We start from the raw sequence: 19,393 nt of genomic DNA on the forward strand, positions 1-19,393 counted from the left end.
CCGCAGCGCCAATCAAATTTCAATTTAGAGAGAGAACAGAAAGCCCGGGAGGATGGAGAAAAATGAGCAAGCAGCAAATCGGCGTCGTGGGCCTTGCGGTCATGGGCAAAAACCTGGCCTTGAACATCGAGAGCAAAGGATTCTCGGTCGCGGTATACAACCGTTCGCCCGAGAAGACGACGGAACTGCTCGAAGAGGCGAAAGGCAAAAACTTCGTGGGCGCTTACAGCGTGGAACAATTCGTTCAATCCCTGGAAACGCCGCGCAAAATCCTGATCATGGTCAAGGCGGGCAAGCCGACCGACGACACGATCGAGCAGCTTCTGCCTTACCTCGATCAAGGCGACATTCTGATCGACGGCGGCAACGCGTACTTCCCCGATACCCAGCGCAGAAATAAAGCCCTGCAGGAAAAGGGCTTCCGCTTCATCGGCGCAGGCGTATCGGGCGGCGAAGAGGGCGCGCTGCACGGCCCCGCGATCATGCCGGGCGGCCAAAAGGACGCCTACGCGCTCGTTGAGCCGATCCTGACCGCAATCTCGGCCAAGGTGAACGGCGATCCATGTTCGACGTATATCGGCGCCGACGGCGCCGGACACTACGTCAAGATGGTGCACAACGGCATCGAGTACGGCGACATGCAGCTGATCGGCGAGGCGTACCACCTGCTCAAGGACGTGCTCGGTCTGGACGCCGGCGAGCTGCACAACATTTTTACCGAATGGAATCAGGGCGAGCTGGACAGCTATCTCATCGAGATCACGGCAGACATCTTCTCCAAGACCGATCCGGAGACGGGCAAGCCGATGGTCGACGTCATTCTCGACTCGGCGGGTCAGAAGGGTACCGGCAAGTGGACGAGCCAGAGCGCGCTCGATCTGGGCGTGCCGCTGTCCATCATCACCGAGTCCGTATTCGCCCGCTTCCTGTCGGCGATGAAGGAGGAGCGCGCCGTCGCGAGCCGCAAGCTGACCGGTCCGGAGGTATCGCGCTACGAGGGCGATCCGAAGGAATTTATCGAAGCGGTACGCCAGGCGCTGTTCGCCAGCAAGATCGCTTCGTACGCCCAGGGCTTCGCGCAAATGCGCGCCGCTTCCGACGCTTATGGCTGGGATCTGAATTACGGCGGCATCGCGATGATCTTCCGGGGGAGGGTGCATTATCCGCGCCGGCTTCCTGCAGAACATCAAGGATGCGTACGACCGCAATCCCGGGCTGCAAAACCTGCTGCTGGACGATTATTTCGGCGGCGTCGTGCGCGACTACCAGGGCGCATGGCGAAAGGTCGTCGCCGCGGCCGTGACGAACGGCATTCCGGTTCCCGCGTTCGCTTCGGCGCTGGCGTACTATGACAGCTACCGGACGGAGCGTTTGCCGGCCAACCTGCTCCAGGCGCAGCGCGACTACTTCGGCGCGCATACGTTCGAGCGGCTCGACCGCGAGGGCAGCTTCCATTTCCAATGGATCGACGGCCAGCAATAATATTGCGCGTTCATTCACGCAAAAGAAGCACGCTGCATTTGCGGCGTGCTTCTTTTGCATGGTAAAAAAGCGATAAAATCGGCAGGTAACGCTGTAGTGCCCCTACGGCCCCTCTCGCATCGTCGCGCAAGGCCAGAAAGGGGATTACGCTGGATAACGCAGGCTTTTTTGAGCCGATAGGACGAGCCGAGGCGGAAACGCCAGTCAATCCTTTGCAGGCTTTGACAGGTTATCCCTCGCGCATGCGGAACGTGAACAGGAGCGGCGGCGTCCCACCGCTCCTGCGTGTTTTATTGGCTAACCTGACGACGGCAATAGGCGGAGAGGTAAGCGGATAAGGTGAGCGGCAAGGTAAGCGTGAGAGGCAAATGAGAACTGCGGGAGTAACCGAAGGCAAGCGGATCGAAGATACCGGACACAGATGGACTCAGATGACGCTATTTCGTCCAAAACGGTGCAATTGCGATCATATCGGACTGGAGAGCCGTTATTCACCCAGAACCAGACTAAAAAAGGTCCCCAATCCCGAAATAAAGGCTCCGGGGTCCGCGAGCGGACCGTAAAGCGCGATCGGAACAAAAATAAGGGCTCCTCAGTCCGTCCGCTGCGCGCCATTGCGACAAGAAAGGCGATAAGCGGCTTTTCTAGGTTCAACTTCATACGACTTTTATTTCTAACCTAAATAGTAGGTAGCTGAATTTCCATAATTTCAATTATAATCGAGTAATTATGACAAGTTTTTCAAAAAAAACCGCGCTGCTCAAGCCGGCCTTGTTGTGCGTACATAGAGGGAGTGGGGTCATGATTCGCAGTTGGGGAATTTGCGCGCTCGTATTTTTGCTGATCGGCGTGCCTGTATCGATGAGCTTCGGCGCGTCCAAAAGCGCGGGCGCGTCTTCGCGCATCGCGGTGATCAGGTCGATGAGCGGGGACGTTCAGGTGCAAAAGGCCGGCGGATCAAAGATGTTTAAAGCGTTCGCGAAGCTGAGTCTGAACCAGGGAGACAAGCTGATGACGGGGAGCGACGGGGCCGCCGAACTGCAATTCGCCAACGGGACGTCGGAGGACGACCTGCTCAGCGTGGGCGAACATACGACACTCGGTTTTTCCAAGCTGTCGGATAAAAAGGGAACGGTCACGAAAGTGAGCATGCTGCAAGGAACGGCTTGGGTCGACGTGAAGTCGATCAAGCGCAAGGAGGACGACTTCCGGTTGGAGACGCCGACGGCGGTCATGGGCGTGCGCGGAACGGCTTTTTATGCTGCGGTCCGCCCGGATTCCGGAGCAACGACGACGGCGGTCCTGTCGGGCGTCGTTCAGTTCGCGAAGACCGGCAGCGCGGCCTCGACCGGCCATACGCTTAACCTGTATCCGACGCAGGAGACGGTCGCGCTGCCTGACGGCAGTCCGGCGGGGGAAGACCTGGTGACGCTTCTGGACATCGGCGAACTCGTCCGGGGGATGACGCCTGCCGTCGTCGTCTCGCTGCTTCGAAGCAAGGCCAAGATCGACGATGAAAATAGAGCGATGGCGGCCGGGTTCGCGCAAGACAAGCTGCCGTCCTCGCTCGGCGCGACCTTGGAGGATCTGGAGCGGTTCTTGCAAAACGCGCTCGATCTGACCGGCGTCTTCGCCAGGCAAGCGGTCGAGCAGAAAAAGCTCGATCCCGCCCAGATCAAGCGGATCGAGCGTGAGAAAGGAACGACCTTCAATCTGGAGAAGGCGGAACTCCGACTGACGGAATCGGACAAGCTCAAGCAGGAAGCCGCCAAGGCGCGCGAAGCGACTTACGCCGCAAAGCAGGCGGAGGAAGCTGCGGCCAAGCTGAAGTCGCTTCAGGATCGGCTGGCGGATCGGCTGCCGGCGATCGAACAAGCGAAGCAGGCGCAGCTGGCAGCCAACGAGAAGGCGGCGGCGGACGCGCAGGCGAAGGCCGAGGCCGCATTGCTGTCGCAAATGACCGAGACGCAGAAGCAGCGGTTCCAGGCGGACAAGACGGAGAATCTGGCGGCGTCTACCGCGCCGCCGGCAACGCCGGCCGATACGCCGACCAATGAGCCGGGCGCTCCGTCGCCGCAGGCGTCATCCGAAGCGCGTCTCGCTTCGCTGGAGATTTCCGGCGCGACGTTGAGTCCGGCCTTTTCGCCAAATCAACCGAGCTACACGGCGATCGTCAACGGCGGCGTCGCCAGCGTAGCGATACGGCCCGCGGCGCAGGATCCGGCGGCGACGATCACGGTAAACGGGCAAGCCCCGGCAGACGGAGCGGCGACGGTTGCGCTGGCATACGGCTCGAACGCGATCGGTATCCGCGTCGTCGCTCCGGATCGCTCGCTCGTTCGCGATTACAGCCTCGTGATCGCGAGGGGAGCTCCTAGAGACCGCGGACTTCGCCATCGGCGCGGGCTATGTGCAAATCGACTTTGCGAGCGGCAGCCTGTCGACGCCGATCACCGTACCCGGCGACATCGCGTCGCTGGAGATGACTTTAGACGCGGCGGAAGCTCCCGTCATTCTCGTTAATGGCACAGCCGTTACTGCTTGGCCCGCATCCACGAATGCGGCGAACGTCTCATGGCGTTACACCTTGCCGATGCAGACCGGCTACAACGCGATTGCCATCACGGCGACGGCCGGGGGCAGGAGCAAGACCTATACGTTGTATGCGAATCGTTTGTCTCAAAATAGCGGCCTGTCGGGCCTGACGATTAAGAGCCTGGACGGACAGCGCGACTTTGGGGCCATGCTCGGACAGGACGGCAAGTTCAGAACGACCATTCCGGCGGCAATGACGGAGGGGCTGCTCTTTTTCTGGCCCTCGGACAGCCGATCGACGATCCTATTGAACGGAATCTCGTACGGCTACGGACAGTCCGCACCGGTCTCGCTCGCATCGAATATCGGAGAGATCGCGGTGACGGTTCGATCGGAGAGCGGCACGACGACCGATTACGTCCTAGCGCTGGACCGCTTTCCGGCAGGCGCCGGCACGGATGCGACGCTCGGCGGCGTCAAGCTGATGAACGGCAGCCAGCAAACGGGCCTGCTAACGCCGGATTCCGATCTGCGTATGTCCTGGGACGTACCCGTGACGCGAACGAGCGTCGAATTTCAGCCGACATTCCCGCAGAGCGATCCGTATTGGCGCTATATCCGCGTAAGGCTGGCCGGCTCGGATCAGAATCTATATCCTGACCCGCAGACGAGCAATTACACGATTCCGCTCCATGCGACCGGGGAAACGGCCATCGAAATCGTCATCCAATCCGCGGACAAAAGCGCGACGAACATCTACACGTGGATCGTAAGCAAGAAGATCATGGGAAATTCCGTGCATTTTGACGCGATCGCGGGGCAGACGCTTGCCGGGCAGCTGGAAGGAAGCGACCCTGCGGGATTGCCGCTCGCCTATACGCTGGTGTCGGGCAGCGGCCCCGCATTCGGATCGCTTGCGCTCCATCCGGACGGGACGTTCGAATACCAAGCTGCGGCGAACGCGCTTGGCGCGGTAACGTTCGACTATACCGTATCTAACGGCACGGACGTTTCCGCGCCTGCGACGGCGACGATTTTCGTTCAACTTCCCGCGCCGGCGCTGGCCGGATTGGAGCTCTGGAACCTGACGGCGAACGGAACGTCGGTCGATCCGTATTAACTGGGCGAATCGGGGCAAACGTCCGGCACGTTCGAATACGCGAAGTATATCGACCAAATGCCGAGCGCCCTCGCTTTGTCTTACCGCTTCGACAGCTCCGTCCAGGCGGCGAGCTTGATTTACGACGACAATCAAAATACGAATCATAACGTAAACCTGCTTGCGGCGGGCGGCAATGCGGCATTGTCGAATCTCAAGTATGGCGAAAATCAAATTCGTATCGTTTATTCGCGGGATAACGGCAACGGAACGTCGACGAGCTATACGGTTCAATTCAAGTTGTACATCGCCGCCTTGTCGCTGTACACGCCAGCGGCGGTCGCCAACGGAGCGACGGTCCCGGTGTTCAATGCGGGGATCCGAAGTTACACCGCGGCGGCGTCGAGCGGCACGAATCAGGTTCGCATGCAGTTCCAGGCGGCCGATCCCTACAGCACGCTTGAAGTTCGCTCGAACGACGCGCCGATCGCCGACGACGGCAGCGGCTACCTCGTCAGTCTGTCCGAAGGCTGGAACCGCGTTGTCGTCCGCCTTAACCGCCTGGGCCTCGGCGATGTCATCGATGTGTATACGATCGACGTCTATCAGGGAGACGACGCGCCGGACGGTTATTCGTTAAGCTTGTCCGGTACGGCCGTGCCGAATAATGGAACGATCGCATTGGCGCCGGACGCTTCCCGAACCGCGCATTGGCTGGGCCAGTCTCCCGCGGGCGCGACCCAAGCGATGCTGGCGCCTGTCGCTGCGCTATCCGACACGTATATCGGGGGGTGTCTACTTGGTCAAAAACGGCTGGTGGGAATGGGTGAACGCCACTGCGCAGGGCTCCGGGATCTACCCCATTCCGCTCGAAGCCGGCAGCGCACGCGTCTATGTCCTGGTCAACAAATACGGCAGGCCGCCGCTTGTGTACGAATTGGAGATCTCGCCTTAAATCGAATCCATTGAAAATAGTTGAAGCCGCTGCGTCCTGGCATACAGGGGCAGCGGCTTCTTCGTCGCGGGCATCATATAGAAAAGAAGGAGGAGACGGACGTTATTAGGCGCCTGTTCTCACGAACGTCTCGATTCGCGCCTTTATCGCGTCTCGCACCGCGCGGAACTGCGCCAGGATTTGTTCCTCCGTGCCGGTCGCCTTGGCCGGATCGTCGAAGCCCCAGTGCCATTTGACGACGTTCTTGTTCGAGATGACCGGACAATGCTCGTCCGCGTGGCCGCACAAGGTGATCACGTAGGTTGCCCGGTCGAGGATCGCCGGATCGATGACTTCCGACAGATGCCCGCCGATGTCGATGCCGTCTTCCTTCATGATGCCGACGGCCCGCGGATTAAGTCCGTGCGCTTCGAGCCCGGCGCTTCTAACCTCATAGCGGTCGCCGCCAAGCGCCTTCAGGTAGCCGTCCGCCATCTGGCTGCGGCAGGAATTGCCCGTACATAAAAAGTAGACCAACGGTTTTTCGTTCATGCAGCATCTCTCCGATAACGATTGAATTTTCACAGACGGTCTGTCATCCGATGATGACGAGCCACAAGTAAAGCCCGACGAGCGTAATAAAAAAGGACTGGAACGGTAAGCACGATGCCTGTCTTAAAGTAGGCGCCCCAGGTGATTTTAACGCCTTTGCCGGACAAGACGTGAAGCCAGAGCAGGGTAGCGAGCGATCCGATCGGCGTGATCTTCGGGCCGAGATCCGAACCGATGACATTGGCATAGATGAGCGCTTCGCGCACGGCGCCGCTCGCATGCGCTTCCTGGATGGCGAGCGCATTGATCATGACCGTCGGCAAGTTGTTCATGACGGAGGAGAGGATCGCGGAGACGAAGCCGGCGCCGACCGCGGCCGCGAACAAGCCCTGATCGCCGATCCACGAGAACACCTTGCCCAGCTCGTCGGTCAAGCCGACGTTGCGAAGGCCGTATACGACGACATACATGCCGACGGAGAAAAAGACGATCGCCCATGGGGCGCCTTTGACGAGCTTGCGGGTGTGTACCGCTTCGCTCCGCCTGGCCATAAGCAGGAAGACGATGGCCGCGGCGCCGGCGATCGCCGATACGGGCACGGCGATGTACGCGCTGAGCAAGTAAGCGACCAGCAGCGCGCCGAGAACGAACCAAGAAAATTTAAACATTCGGATATCCTTGACGGCTTCGCTCGGACGCTTCGCCTGCGCCCAATCGTACGACTTGGGTATCGTTCTTCTATAGTACCAGTAGAGAACGAGCAAGCTGGCGCCGACGGAGAACAGCGTCGGCACGATCATCCGCCCCGCGTATTCCGCGAATCCGATGCCGAAAAAATCGGAGGACACGATGTTCACCAAATTGCTGATGACCAGCGGCAGAGAAGCCGTATCGGATATGAATCCGCTAGCCATGACGAAGGGGAGGATCATCCGCTCGTCGAAACGAAGCGCCCGGACCATGGCGAGGACGATCGGCGTCAAGATGAGCGCTGCGCCGTCGTTGGCGAAAAAGAAGGAAACCGCGGCGCCGAGCAACACGACGTAAACAAACATGAGGTTGCCGTTGCCCCGGGCCGCCCGGGCCACATGAAGGGCGGCCCATTCGAAAAAGCCGATCTCGTCCAGCACGAGCGAGATGATGATGATCGCGACGAAGGTCAGCGTCGCATTCCAGACGATCCGGGTGACTTCGCCGACGTCGGCAAAATCGACGACGCCGCAAGCCAGCGCGATCAACGCGCCGCCGCAGGCGGACCAGCCGATGCCGAGGCCTCTCGGCTGCCAGATCACGAACAAAAGCGTTAGTAAAAAAAACGAATAATGCGAGCGCCAGCATAAATCTTCCCCCCGATTAAGTACAAGCTTGCGGTTTTGCGGCATCGATCTGCATTTGCATGGAGGGCAACTGCTCGATAACCGGTTTTAAATATGGCTTGTCCTGAACGTCAAGCGCATAATAAATCCATTGGCTTTTGCGCGTCTCGCGGACGAGGCCGCCGCTTTTCAATTTTCTCAAATGCTGGCTTACGTTAGGCTGCGTGGTGGCCAGAATCTCGACGATGTCGCATACGCACATCTCCTTATGCTTGAGCAGCGCCAGGATAGTGAGACGGGTTTTGTCGGAGAGCAGCTTAAAAACATCGGACATTTCCTGGATAGACGTCATGGCGTGACCTCCTTTCCGAATACCGTCCGTTCGCGCCGCGTCCGTTGTTATTATATATGCGATCGTTTATATAAGTAAATAATTATATTTAAAAATCGTGTTCTTTCGGATTTTATAACGACTATCAAAAATCCTTATATTCGCATCTATCCTCTTGGCGCTGCACATGTGGTATAGTTTTCAAAAGGATCATGAATCGCGCGGCGCGCTCAAGCGTATACCGGGCCGTCCCGTCATTCGAACTATCGTGAGGTGGAGAACGTTGCAATTGCAGGCAACCAACAGTCCGTTCAGCCAGGAGCAGGCCGATCTTCTGAATCAGCTGCTGCCCGGCCTGAACGACGCTCAAAAAATTTGGCTCAGCGGGTATCTGGTCGCTTACGCTTCGACGCAGGCGGCCCCTGTCGCTGCCGTACCGGCAGGAACGCCGGCCGCGGCGACCGCGAGCAAGGATGTTACGATTTTGTACGGCTCCCAGAGCGGCAACGGACATGGCATTGCCAAGAAAGCGGCTAAAATGCTCGAGGAAAAGGGCTTCCGCGTCACTATGTCCGCCATGAGCGACTTTAAGACGAACCAGCTCAAAAAGTTGGAGCAGCTGCTTGTCGTCGTCAGCACGCACGGCGAAGGCGAGCCGCCGGACAACGCGATATCTTTCCACGAGTTTTTGCATAGCAAGCGCGCGCCTCGCCTTGAAGGCGTCAAATATTCGGTGCTGTCGCTCGGCGACAGCTCGTATGAGCAATACTGCCAGACCGGCAAGGAGTTCGATACGCGTCTCGAAGCGCTCGGCGCCGTGCGCTTGCACGATCGGGTCGACTGCGACGTCGACTTCGAGGAGCCGACGAAGGCCTGGCTTGAAGGCGTATTGACGCGCCTGACCGAAGGGCTGGGAGGCGCCGGCGAGGCTGTCGCGCCGGCGGTCGGGGCGCCAAGCGCGCCTGCAGCTCCCGCTGCGGAATCCGCTTACTCCCGGACCAATCCGTTCGAAGCCGAGGTGCTCGCGAACATCAATCTGAACGGCCGCGGCTCGAACAAGGAAACGCGGCATCTCGAGCTCTCGCTTGAGGGCTCCGGTCTCGTCTACAAGCCCGGCGACGCGCTCGGCATCTATCCGCACAACGATCCGGAGCTGGTCGATCTGCTGCTCGCGGAGACGAAGTGGGACCCGCAGGCCGAAGTATCCGTAGGCAAGCAAGGCGACAAGCGCCCGCTGCGCGACGCCCTGACCGAACACCTGGAGATTACCGTCCTGACGAAAGCGCTGCTCGAAAAGCTGGCCCCGCTGGCCACGAACCCCGACCTGGCCCAGCTGACCGCGGCGGGGAACGAAGCGGCGCTCAAGGCTTACGTCAAGGGCCGGGATCTGCTGGACTTCGTCCGCGACTATGGCCCGCTGCAGGGCTCGGCGCAGGACGTCGTCTCTCTGCTTCGCAAAATTCCGGTGCGGCTGTATTCGATCGCGAGCTCCCAGACGGCGAATCCCGACGAGGTGCACCTGACGATCGGCGCGGTCCGCTACGACGCGTTCGGACGTGCGCGCAAGGGCGTATGCTCCACCCAAACCGCCGAGCGCCTCGAAGCCGGCGACAAGATCTCGGTATACGTGCAGCCTGACAATCACTTCAAGCTGCCGGAAGATCCGAACGCGCCGATCATCATGGTCGGGCCCGGCACGGGCATCGCGCCGTTCCGTTCGTTCATGCAGGAGCGCGAAGAGACCGGCGCGGCCGGACCGTCCTGGCTGTTCTTCGGCGACCAGCACTTTACGACCGACTTCCTGTACCAGACCGAATGGCAGCGCTGGATCAAGGACGGCGTGCTGACGCGCATGGACGTCGCGTTCTCGCGCGACACGGAAGAGAAGGTGTACGTGCAGCATCGCATGCGGCAGCATGCCAAGGAGATCTACGAGTGGCTTGAAAAAGGCGCGGTCTTCTATGTGTGCGGCGACATGAAAAACATGGCGAAGGACGTTCACCAGACGCTGGCGGAGATCATCTCCGCGGAAGGCGGCAAGAGCCTCGAGGAAGCGGAAGCTTACCTTGCCGACATGAAGAAAAGCCACCGTTACCAACGGGACGTATATTGATCGCGAGATAGAGAGGAGTACCGTTCAGAATGTCAAACACGAAACTAACCGCGCCGGGAGGCAATCCGAGCGACGTCGAGCGCATCAAGCGCGAGAGCAACTATTTGCGCGGTACGCTGGCCGCTTCGATGCTGGAGCCGCTCAGCGCCGGCATCTCCGACGATGACAACCGCCTGATGAAGTTCCACGGCAGTTACCTGCAGGACGACAGGGACCTGCGCAACGAACGGCAAAAGCAAAAGCTGGAGCCCGCCTATCAATTCATGCTGCGCGTCCGCATGCCCGGCGGCGTCGCCCAGCCGGGACAATGGCTCGTCATGGACGAACTTGCCCGCAAATACGGGAACGGCACGCTTAAACTTACGACCCGCCAGACGTTCCAGATGCACGGCATTCTGAAGTGGAACATGAAAAAGACGATCCAGTCGATCCACCAGTCGCTGCTCGATACGATCGCGGCTTGCGGCGACGTCAACCGCAACGTCATGTGCAACCCGAATCCGTACCAATCGGACATTCACGCCGAAGTCTACGAATGGTCCAAGCGTCTCAGCAACGACCTGCTGCCGCGGACGAGAGCGTATCACGAGCTGTGGCTGGACGAGGAGATGGTCGCTTCGACGCCGGAGCAGGAAGTTCACGAGCCGATGTACGGCCCGCTCTACCTGCCGCGGAAGTTCAAGATCGGCATCGCCGTTCCGCCGTCTAACGATATCGACGTTTTTTCCCAGGATCTGGGCTTCATCGCGATCGTCGAGGACGGCAAGCTCGCCGGCTTCAACGTCGCGATCGGCGGCGGCATGGGCATGGCGCACGGCGACAAGGAGACCTACCCGCAGCTGGCGAAGGTCATCGGCTACTGCAAGCCGGAGCAGATCTACGACGTCGCCGAAAAAATCATTACGATCCAGCGCGATTACGGCAACCGTTCCCAGCGTAAAAACGCGCGCTTCAAGTACACGGTGGACCGGCTTGGCCTGGACAACGTCAAAGCCGAGCTGGAGAGCCGTCTCGGCTGGTCGCTCGAAGCCGCGAGGCCTTATCATTTCAACGACAACGGCGACCGTTACGGATGGGTCCAGGGCGTAGGCGACAAGTGGCACTTCACGATGTTCGTCCAGGGCGGCCGCATCGCGGATTACGACGGCTTCCAGCTGATGACGGGCTTGCGCGAGATCGCCAAGGTTCACACCGGCGACTTCCGCCTGACCGCCAACCAGAACCTGATCGTCGCCGATGTCTCGCCGCAGAAAAAAGAAGAAATCACCGAGCTGCTCGGCCGCTACGGACTGATCGACGTGCAGCAGTATTCCGGCTTGCGCCGCAGCTCGATGGCTTGCGTCGCGCTGCCGACCTGCGGATTGGCGATGGCCGAAGCCGAACGCTACCTGCCGGTGCTGATCGATAAGATCGAGGGCATTCTCGACGAGAACGGACTGCGCAACGAAGAGATCACGATCCGCATGACGGGCTGTCCGAACGGCTGCGCGCGCCATGCGCTTTCCGAGATCGGATTCATCGGCAAGGGGCCGGGCAAGTACAATATGTACCTGGGCGCCGCGTTCGACGGCAGCCGGCTGAGCAAAATGTATCGGGAAAACATCGGCGAGGACGAGATCCTGCGCGAGCTGGGCACGCTGCTCCCGCGTTACGCGAAGGAAAGAAACGGCGGGGAGCACTTCGGCGACTTCGTCATCCGAGCCGGCGTGATCGCGGCGACGACCGACGGTACCAATTTCCACGACTAAGCCGGACGGTGGCTCCCGATCGAGGCAGGATAGGATAAACCGTCAGGGTATATCGCCCTGACGGCGCTTACGGCAGTCGCGTTCACGACCAGCGAACAGAGCGGCGCCGGATCGCCTGAACGCACGATAGAACGCGTCAACGTCTCCGGAGCGGCTCGTTAGCGAGGCGCGTTTGAATGACCGTCTTCTCTGTTCACGATCTATCCGCTCGAGGAATGGCCTGCAATGCCTCAATATTGAACGTTGAACAACGCCAAGCCATCGGGCCTGGCGTTGTTGCGTTATTCCCCTACCCAATAGTTGTTGAAACGCCGTTATTTCCCCCCGATCGCGACGTTCTAGGGCAAATAAGTGTTGAGGCGCAGTTAATTACTCGCATTCGAACGTTTTCGCCCGGATTACAAAAAAATAAATGCATTTGACATTTGAACACTTATTTCCTCCGTAGCCCGGGTTAGCGCGCCGATTAATTGCTTTTGAACACTTATCGCCCAGCTCCCGGCTCAACCGTAACAAGATGAGTGACGCTTGATCTTCTCTAATCAAGCATCTTCTTAACATAAACGTCGTCAGATCGCTGTACAAGCGATTTTTCCAGGCGGGTTTTTTCTTTTTAAATCGTCGCGTTGACTTTTCTTATGAAATGTTTGAGAATGTACCTGATGTCTATTATTCGAGAGTTAGGTGAGTTGTACATGAGCTATAAATCAGATCGCCCCTCTTTCCAGGAAAGACTCGACCATTTCGTGAATGTCATCCGTACGGATATAATAAACGGCATCCGGCAGGAAGGCACTTACCTCCCTGCCGAAAGCGCGCTTGCAAAGCAGTATCAGTTGAGCAACAAGTCGATCCGAAAAGGACTCGATCAATTGGTGGAGGAGGGACTTATCCAAAAAATCGACCGGGTCGGCAGCATGGTGACGCCGCGGCCGATGGCGTCGATCACGCTCAATTTCGGCTGCCCGATCTCGCTGACCACCGACTTCTTGATCGACGATCTCATCGCGGAGTTCGGACGGCGCAATCCAGGCATACATGTGCGCAGAATCACGCTCAATCATTTAAGCTACGTCCAATCCGCGCAGGAGATGATCGACAATGGTCTGCTGGACGTCGTCGCGTTCAACAGTCCCCAATTCCAGGAGTGGACGGAGGAGGGGCTGACCCCGCTCCTGGAAAAGCTCGAATCCGACCCCGATCTTTATCCGATCGCCGAAGAAGCGTTTTTGGTGGACGGCGCGAGCTACGCGAAGCCGATCTCCTTTTCCCCGGTCGTCCTCTGCTACAACAAGCGGCATTTCCGAGAAGCCGGCATCCACGAGCCCGACAGCTATTGGACCTGGAGCGATCTGCTGCGCGAATCGACCCGCCTATCGAAGGCCAGAGGGCGACACGGCATGTACTTCCTGCCCGCATCCGAGAACCGTTATCCCGTGTTCCTGCTGCAGGGCATGAGCGGCCGCGCAAGCGGTACGAACGCTCGCGATCCCAGCGGCGACATGCTCAAGGGACTGCGCGCGCTGGACGGGCTGATCGGCAATCGGGAAGTATTTCCGAATTATTGGGCGCAGGGCAACGACGAGACCGTCCAGCTGTTCGCCGAAGGACAGGTGTCGGTCATCCTTTGTACGTACTTCAATCTGAACGAATTCGCGCATCTGCCGCTTGAATACGACATCTGTCCGCTGCCCAGCCTGCAGAGAGGCGATCCGCAGCGGACGCTGCTGCTCTCCATCGGCATGTCGCTCGTCCGGCATTCCAAATCGAAGGAAGCGGCGCGGCGCTTCTTGGACTTTCTGGCCTCGACAGACGCGCAAAATGTCATCCGCGAGCGAACCGCGAGCATACCGGCTCGCAAGTCGGCGGCGGAACGGACGATCGGGGAGGGGCGGAACCAGCCTTCGAGATACGCCATGTTCCGAGAGATGTTCCCCTCTTTTTCCTATCACCGCGATATGGGTCTTCAGATCAGGGATCTCAAGCAATTCACCAAGTGGCTGAAGGAATATTGGTCCGGCATGATCGGTGAGGAGATGTTGCTCGCCAAGCTGAAGGAGCTGTACGGCAAAGGAAAGTTGCCCGGAGACCCGCATACATCAGAGAGTGAAATTCTAACTCGTTAACTTATATTTCGTACATCACAAGCCGCTTCTAATGTCGCCAGTGTGACATTGAAACGGTTTTTTTTGTGTTTTCAGGACCTTTCATGACGGGAAAACGGGAAATATACCGCAGGAATCGTCGGAAGACAGAGTGCAAGAAGGGAAGGCCGCCCATGACTAAGATCGGTCCCAGCCGTAAAATCAGGTCCATTCCTGCAAATTTCTGAGAGCGATTACAGCGTTGTCCCGTCAACATGTTACCGCATTCATAACAAAGAAGTCGGACAAAGTCTGTCAGGGGTCCACAAAAGAGGAATAATCGACGATTTAGGGTTGACGGTCTTTTTTGCCGGCTGTGTATAATCAGTACATCAGATGTACATCAAAACCTTAAAAGATCGATTTACAAAGATTAACATGTAAATCAATCATGAATCAGGAGGCGCCAATGCGAGCGATCAAGAGCCGAAACGGCACGGCGGAAGTCGTCGATCTGCCAGAACCCGAGATTAAAGCGCAGCATGTGAAAGTCAGAATCGATTATTCGTCCGTCAGCATCGGCACCGAGCTGCTCATGATCCGCACGAATCCTGGGGCTCCGCTCGGCTACAGCGCGACAGGGATCGTCATGGAGGTTGGGGAGGGCGTCAACCACGTTGCGCCCGGTCAACGGGTTGCGTGCTACGGCAGTCCGGCTCACAGGGAGATCATGCTATCGCCCAAGCATCTTACCGCTCCCGTGCCGGACGGCGTCGCGCCGGAGGAAGCGGCATTCGCCGGTCTCGGCGCGATCGCCGTGCACGCGCTTCGGCAGGCCGAGCTGAAGTTCGGAGAAACGGCGCTGGTCGTAGGCGTCGGCATTCTGGGACAGATCATCGCACGAATCGCGCATGCCTCGAATTACCGTGTGATCGGTTTGGAGCCCTTTGCAGAGAGAAGGTCGCTGCTCGTCTCGGCCGGCATCCGCCACGCCTGCAAAAACGGCGAAGAGGTCGCCGCCGCGCTGCGGGAGACGTCGGCCGCCGGCGGCGCGGACGCCGTGCTCGTATGCGCCAGCAATCGGCAGGCGAGTCTGATCGACGAAGCCATCGGATGGCTCCGGGACCGCGGTCGCGTCGTCATCGTCGGGGACACCGGTACCGCATTCGATCGCGACCTGCTCTTTGCCAAGGAAGCGAGCGTGCACATCTCGCGGGCCGGCGGGCCGGGGCGCTACGAACCGGACTATGAGCAGCGGGGCGTCGATTATCCGATCGGCTACGTGCGCTGGACGGAAGGACGCAACATGGAGGACTTCCTTCGAATGCTTCAGGAGAAACGCATCGACATCCGGTCGCTGATCTCCGACCAAGTGTCTTTTCGCGAGCTGCCCGAGCTTTACCGCCAGTACGCTTCGGCGCCCCAGAACAGAATGGGCATCGTCGTCCATTTCGATTAGAGCGGCAGGAGAGGAGTGAACGGCATGTTAAAAGGAAGCGCGCAAACCGCGGACGTATCGAGCGGATACGCGCATAAGCCTTCATTCGGAACCAAGCTATGGCGCTACCGTTGGCTGTACGTGTTTATGGTTCCGGGCATTCTTTATTACCTCATCTATCATTACGTCCCGATGTTCGGATTGGTCGTCGCCTTTCAGGACTACAATCTGATGAAAGGCGTCACCGGCAGCCCCTGGGTCGGGTGGGACAACTTCAAGGCGGTATTCGAATCGCCCGACTTCCCGCAGCTGATGAAAAACACCGTCTTGCTCAGCTTGTACCGGCTCGTCTTCGGCATGCTGCCCGATCTGCTGCTGGCGCTCATGCTGAACGAGATTCGGGTCAGATGGTTCAAAAAGACGATCCAGACGCTAACCTACGGGCCCCACTTCCTGTCCTGGATTATCGTGTACGGCATCATGTTTTCCTTTTTCGCGCCGGGATCGGGCCTGGTGACGACGTTCTTCCGTGATATGGGCTGGGGCGACATCGACGCGCTGACCAATTCGGGGCTGTTCCGGCCGATGCTCGTCATGACGGACATCTGGAAAAGCACGGGGTATGGGGCCATCATCTACTTGGCAGCGCTTGCTAACATCAACCACGAGCAGTACGAGGCCGCCGCGATCGACGGCGCCAACCGATGGAGCCAGCTGTGGTACGTGACGCTGCCCGGCGTCCGGGACGTTTTCATGCTGCTTGTCATTCTCCGGCTGGGCGGCATTCTGGATGCGGGCTTCGAGCAAGTGTACATTTTCCTGAACGTTCGCGTTTACGACGTCGGCGACATCCTCGACACCTGGATCTTCCGGCGCGGCATCGAGGAGATGAATTACAGCGTGCCGGCGGCGGTCGGGGTGTTCAAGTCGGTGATCGGCTTCGTCCTCGTGCTGGGCGCGAACAAGCTGGCGAAGCGATTCGGCGGCTCAGGCATCTGGTGAGGCCAACAAGCAACGAACGGAGGTGGCGCAATTGCCCTATATTTTCAAAAAGTCGATTCCAGACCGTATCGTGGACGTGTTGATCATCGTCATTCTCTCCGTATTCGGACTGGCTACCCTGTTCCCGCTCTATTACGTCGCAGTCGTCTCGATTACGCCTTATACGGAAGTGCTACGCAACGGCGGCTTCCTCTTGATACCCAATACGTTCACGTGGGACGCCTACAAAGCGATCTTTAACAGCGGCGTCGTGCCGAAGGCGCTGAACGTGACGATCTTCGTCACGCTGGCAGGAACCGCGCTGAACCTGATCGTCACAACGCTGCTCGCGTATCCTCTCTCCAAAAAATACTTGCCGGGACGCAACGCCGTGCTCATGGGCATCGTGTTCACGATGCTGTTCTCGGGCGGACTCATCCCGACGTTCCTCACCGTCAAGGCGACGGGCTTGATGAATACGCTCTGGGCGCTCATCATTCCCGGGATGGTATCGACTTTTAACCTATTGGTGATGAAAACCTACTTCGAATCGCTCCCGTCCGAGATCGAAGAAGCCTCGAAGGTGGACGGCTGCTCGGACGTCGGCACGCTGCTTCGGATCGTGCTGCCGCTGTCGATGCCGATCATGGCGACGCTCGGACTATTCTACGGGGTCAACCACTGGAACGCCTACTTCGGCGGCATCATGTATCTGAACGACCGGGATCTGTACCCGCTGCAGGTCGTCCTCCGCAACATGATTATCACGCCCAGCGTCAGCCAAGAGTTGTCCGTGCCCCAATCCCAGCTCAGCGCGCTGCCGCCGGAATCGATCAAGATGGCGACCGTCGTCGTCGCGATCGTCCCCATCATCGCCGTTTATCCTTTTCTTCAAAAATACTTTATCAAAGGGATGCTGCTCGGCGCCGTCAAAGGCTGATCCGTCCATCTCGTCAAGGGGGGGAATGCGTCAGCCGAAGCGCCTCGGCGCCGGCGATCCACAATTCGACAGGCATGCAAAAGAAGGCATTTCTCACATTCCAAACAAGCCGGCTCGTCAAGCAACCCAATCCAGGGAGGTCATTCCACATGAAACGTACAAGCGCCATACTGGCAAGCCTTGCCGCCGCATCGCTATTGGCTACCGCTTGCGGTAACAACGACAACGGCGCGTCGCCGTCCGCCGGCTCTTCCTCGTCCGGCTCCTCCGCATCATCCGCCACGGCCGCGGCGAAACTCAAGCTGAACTGGTATGTCATTGCCTCGGCGGACGCCCTGCTTCCCAAAGGGGATGCCGACTTCGTCAAGAAGGCGATCGACGAGAAGTTCAACGTCGACCTCGTCATCGACTACATGCCGCTCGGAACGGACTTCCAGAACAAATTCAACTCGCTGGTCGCTTCCAACGATATTCCCGACGTCTTTTTCGCCGAAGGCATCCCCCTCGAACCAATACATTGCGGACGGCGTCGCCCGCGACATGACTGGCCTCGTGACGCCGGCCAACATGCCGAACTACTTCAAGTACTGGGTCACCGAGGAAGAGCTGCCGAAGTACCAGGTCCAGGGAAAGTTCGCGCGCGCGCCGGTTCCTTACGAGAAAAATTATTACCGTTCTTATTACGTACGCAAGGACTGGCTCGACAACCTCGGCCTGTCGGTGCCAAAGTCATACGACGAGATGGTCGAGGTCATGAAAGCCTTCACGACCAAAGATCCGGACGGCAACAAGAAAAACGATACTTACGGCTTCACCGCATACGGCAACGGAACGAATATGTCGCTCGAATTTCCGACCTACGTAAAAAACGGCCTGTTCGGCGACTTCATGGTCGAAGGCGACCGATTCATCGATACCCGCACGGATCCTCGCATGCAACAGGTGTTGACGGATACCCGCGCGCTTCTGGATCTCGGCGTCGTCGACCGGGACTGGCTGCTTAACAAGAACGGACAGCAGCTCGAAAAGGCGGAGCAGGGCAAAGCGGGCATCGTGCTCGGCTTCGGCAAAAACCTGGCGTTCGACAACAACCCGGAAGGGCTCCAAGCGAAAACGAAGGAAATCACCAAAGTCGAGACCGCAAACTGGGTGGCTTTCGATCCGTTCGCCGACACGGGCACGTACCTGACGCCTGTACCCGGCAACCCGTTCTTGTTCAGCTCGAAGTCGACGGATGAGGAAATCGAGCGTTCGATGCAAATCCTCGACTGGCTCGCGGGCGAAGAGGGCTTCCTGATGACCCACTACGGCCGGGAAGGCTCGGAGTACGCGCGCAGCGGCAGCACGATCACGCTGAACCAGGAAGCGTACAAGACGAACGTCACGGATCAGGGCAACTTCCTGTCCGTCTACCAATGGTTCACGCCGATCTCGGGACCCGAGGCGTTCGGCGTCGAGGTGTCCGATCCGAACATCACCGAGCGCGACAAGGAGATCGTGGCGACGATGAACGCCTACAAGCTTGTACCGTCGGTCGGTACCAGCCTTGTCGTCAAGGAAGGCATGGACCTGGCCGCGCTTCGCAAGCGGATGAACGAGCTCCAGATCAAGGTGCTCTACGACGACAAGACCGCCGCCAACTGGCCGGCTTACCGCCAGGAGCTGATGACGAAGTATGCAGGCAAGGAAATTTTCGATTACTACGCGCAGCAAGTTTCGGAGGCGCGAGGTACGACGGTGAGCTTCGACGCGGGCAACTGATCGCCTTGATAGAGCTGAAGGCGGAGAGCCGGCACCGGCTCTCCGCCTTCGTCGAATGAAGAAGCGAAAGGGGAGCGCA

At 58.7% G+C, this 19,393-nt stretch carries 13 protein-coding genes and 2 pseudogenes; 11 read left to right on the forward strand and 4 right to left on the reverse strand.

The window, feature by feature from the left end; translation table 11 throughout:
• Positions 1 to 62: 62 nt before the first annotated feature.
• The 4 genes and pseudogenes from gndA to OMP40_RS27485 all read left to right on the forward strand — a co-directional run bounded on the left by gndA (position 63) and on the right by OMP40_RS27485 (position 6,085).
• A pseudogene (gene gndA / locus OMP40_RS27470) lies at positions 63 to 1,482 on the forward strand (NADP-dependent phosphogluconate dehydrogenase).
• 801 nt (positions 1,483 to 2,283) lie between these two features.
• Entirely contained in the window at positions 2,284 to 4,005 is a 1,722-nt protein-coding gene (locus tag OMP40_RS27475; protein ID WP_277536069.1) for a FecR domain-containing protein, read from the forward strand.
• The gene (locus OMP40_RS27480; RefSeq protein WP_277536070.1) at positions 3,893 to 5,137 is read left to right on the forward strand and encodes an Ig-like domain-containing protein; all 1,245 of its coding nucleotides are present in this window, start codon (positions 3,893 to 3,895) and stop codon (positions 5,135 to 5,137) included. Before OMP40_RS27475 ends, OMP40_RS27480 begins: the two co-directional genes overlap by 113 nt.
• A gap of 75 nt (positions 5,138 to 5,212) precedes the next feature.
• Positions 5,213 to 6,085 (forward strand): cadherin-like beta sandwich domain-containing protein, encoded by an 873-nt coding sequence (locus tag OMP40_RS27485; RefSeq protein WP_277536080.1) that lies wholly within the window; start codon positions 5,213 to 5,215, stop codon positions 6,083 to 6,085.
• A 91-nt stretch (positions 6,086 to 6,176) separates the two neighbouring features.
• Here OMP40_RS27485 and arsC read toward each other — a convergent pair whose 3' ends face one another.
• The 3 genes and pseudogenes from arsC to OMP40_RS27500 form a co-directional block, all read right to left on the reverse strand.
• Complete coding sequence (gene arsC / locus OMP40_RS27490) at positions 6,177 to 6,602, reverse strand: arsenate reductase (thioredoxin) (RefSeq protein WP_277536082.1); 426 nt, start codon at positions 6,600 to 6,602, stop codon at positions 6,177 to 6,179.
• A 43-nt stretch (positions 6,603 to 6,645) separates the two neighbouring features.
• Positions 6,646 to 7,940, reverse strand: a pseudogene (locus OMP40_RS27495) (arsenic transporter).
• A gap of 15 nt (positions 7,941 to 7,955) precedes the next feature.
• The gene (locus OMP40_RS27500) at positions 7,956 to 8,270 is read right to left on the reverse strand and encodes an ArsR/SmtB family transcription factor (RefSeq protein ID WP_277536084.1); all 315 of its coding nucleotides are present in this window, start codon (positions 8,268 to 8,270) and stop codon (positions 7,956 to 7,958) included.
• 262 nt (positions 8,271 to 8,532) lie between these two features.
• Between OMP40_RS27500 and OMP40_RS27505 the strand changes: the two genes are divergently transcribed.
• The 6 genes from OMP40_RS27505 (at position 8,533) to OMP40_RS27530 (ending at position 17,553) form a co-directional block, all read left to right on the forward strand.
• Positions 8,533 to 10,362 (forward strand): assimilatory sulfite reductase (NADPH) flavoprotein subunit, encoded by a 1,830-nt coding sequence (locus tag OMP40_RS27505; RefSeq protein ID WP_277536086.1) that lies wholly within the window; start codon positions 8,533 to 8,535, stop codon positions 10,360 to 10,362.
• 29 nt (positions 10,363 to 10,391) lie between these two features.
• Positions 10,392 to 12,110 (forward strand): assimilatory sulfite reductase (NADPH) hemoprotein subunit, encoded by a 1,719-nt coding sequence (gene cysI, locus OMP40_RS27510; RefSeq protein ID WP_277536087.1) that lies wholly within the window; start codon positions 10,392 to 10,394, stop codon positions 12,108 to 12,110.
• Positions 12,111 to 12,856: 746 nt separating this feature from the next.
• Positions 12,857 to 14,236, forward strand: coding sequence for an extracellular solute-binding protein (locus OMP40_RS27515; protein ID WP_277536088.1), 1,380 nt, complete (start codon positions 12,857 to 12,859; stop codon positions 14,234 to 14,236).
• A gap of 427 nt (positions 14,237 to 14,663) precedes the next feature.
• On the forward strand, positions 14,664 to 15,653 hold the full coding sequence (locus OMP40_RS27520; RefSeq protein WP_277536090.1) for a zinc-dependent alcohol dehydrogenase: 990 nt from the start codon (positions 14,664 to 14,666) through the stop codon (positions 15,651 to 15,653).
• A 24-nt stretch (positions 15,654 to 15,677) separates the two neighbouring features.
• Positions 15,678 to 16,634, forward strand: a complete 957-nt coding sequence (locus OMP40_RS27525; protein WP_277536091.1) for an ABC transporter permease — start codon at positions 15,678 to 15,680, stop codon at positions 16,632 to 16,634.
• A gap of 31 nt (positions 16,635 to 16,665) precedes the next feature.
• A complete protein-coding gene (locus tag OMP40_RS27530) occupies positions 16,666 to 17,553 on the forward strand; it encodes a carbohydrate ABC transporter permease (protein ID WP_277536093.1) in 888 nt (295 codons plus the stop codon).
• Between the two features lie 272 nt (positions 17,554 to 17,825).
• Here the strand turns inward: OMP40_RS27530 and OMP40_RS27535 are convergent, their stop codons facing one another.
• A complete protein-coding gene (locus tag OMP40_RS27535) occupies positions 17,826 to 18,095 on the reverse strand; it encodes a hypothetical protein (protein ID WP_277536096.1) in 270 nt (89 codons plus the stop codon).
• On the opposite strand from OMP40_RS27535, the gene OMP40_RS27540 reads away from it, so the two are divergent.
• Positions 18,094 to 19,314, forward strand: coding sequence for a type 2 periplasmic-binding domain-containing protein (locus tag OMP40_RS27540; RefSeq protein WP_277536098.1), 1,221 nt, complete (start codon positions 18,094 to 18,096; stop codon positions 19,312 to 19,314). The two genes, OMP40_RS27535 and OMP40_RS27540, sit on opposite strands and share 2 nt — an antisense overlap.
• Positions 19,315 to 19,393 lie beyond the last annotated feature (79 nt).

This window comes from Cohnella rhizosphaerae (assembly GCF_029525575.1).
GTDB lineage: Bacteria > Bacillota > Bacilli > Paenibacillales > Paenibacillaceae > Cohnella > Cohnella rhizosphaerae.

Bases quoted from the DNA above. Each gene is read 5' to 3' on its own strand.
- OMP40_RS27475 (WP_277536069.1), top strand. From the start codon at position 2,284: ATGATTCGCAGTTGGGGAATTTGCGCGCTCGTATTTTTGCTGATCGGC.
- arsC (WP_277536082.1), bottom strand. From the start codon at position 6,602: ATGAACGAAAAACCGTTGGTCTACTTTTTATGTACGGGCAATTCCTGC.
- OMP40_RS27500 (WP_277536084.1), bottom strand. From the start codon at position 8,270: ATGACGTCTATCCAGGAAATGTCCGATGTTTTTAAGCTGCTCTCCGAC.
- cysI (WP_277536087.1), top strand. From the start codon at position 10,392: ATGTCAAACACGAAACTAACCGCGCCGGGAGGCAATCCGAGCGACGTC.
- OMP40_RS27520 (WP_277536090.1), top strand. From the start codon at position 14,664: ATGCGAGCGATCAAGAGCCGAAACGGCACGGCGGAAGTCGTCGATCTG.
- OMP40_RS27525 (WP_277536091.1), top strand. From the start codon at position 15,678: ATGTTAAAAGGAAGCGCGCAAACCGCGGACGTATCGAGCGGATACGCG.
- OMP40_RS27540 (WP_277536098.1), top strand. From the start codon at position 18,094: ATGACTGGCCTCGTGACGCCGGCCAACATGCCGAACTACTTCAAGTAC.
- OMP40_RS27535 (WP_277536096.1), bottom strand. From the start codon at position 18,095: ATGTCGCGGGCGACGCCGTCCGCAATGTATTGGTTCGAGGGGGATGCC.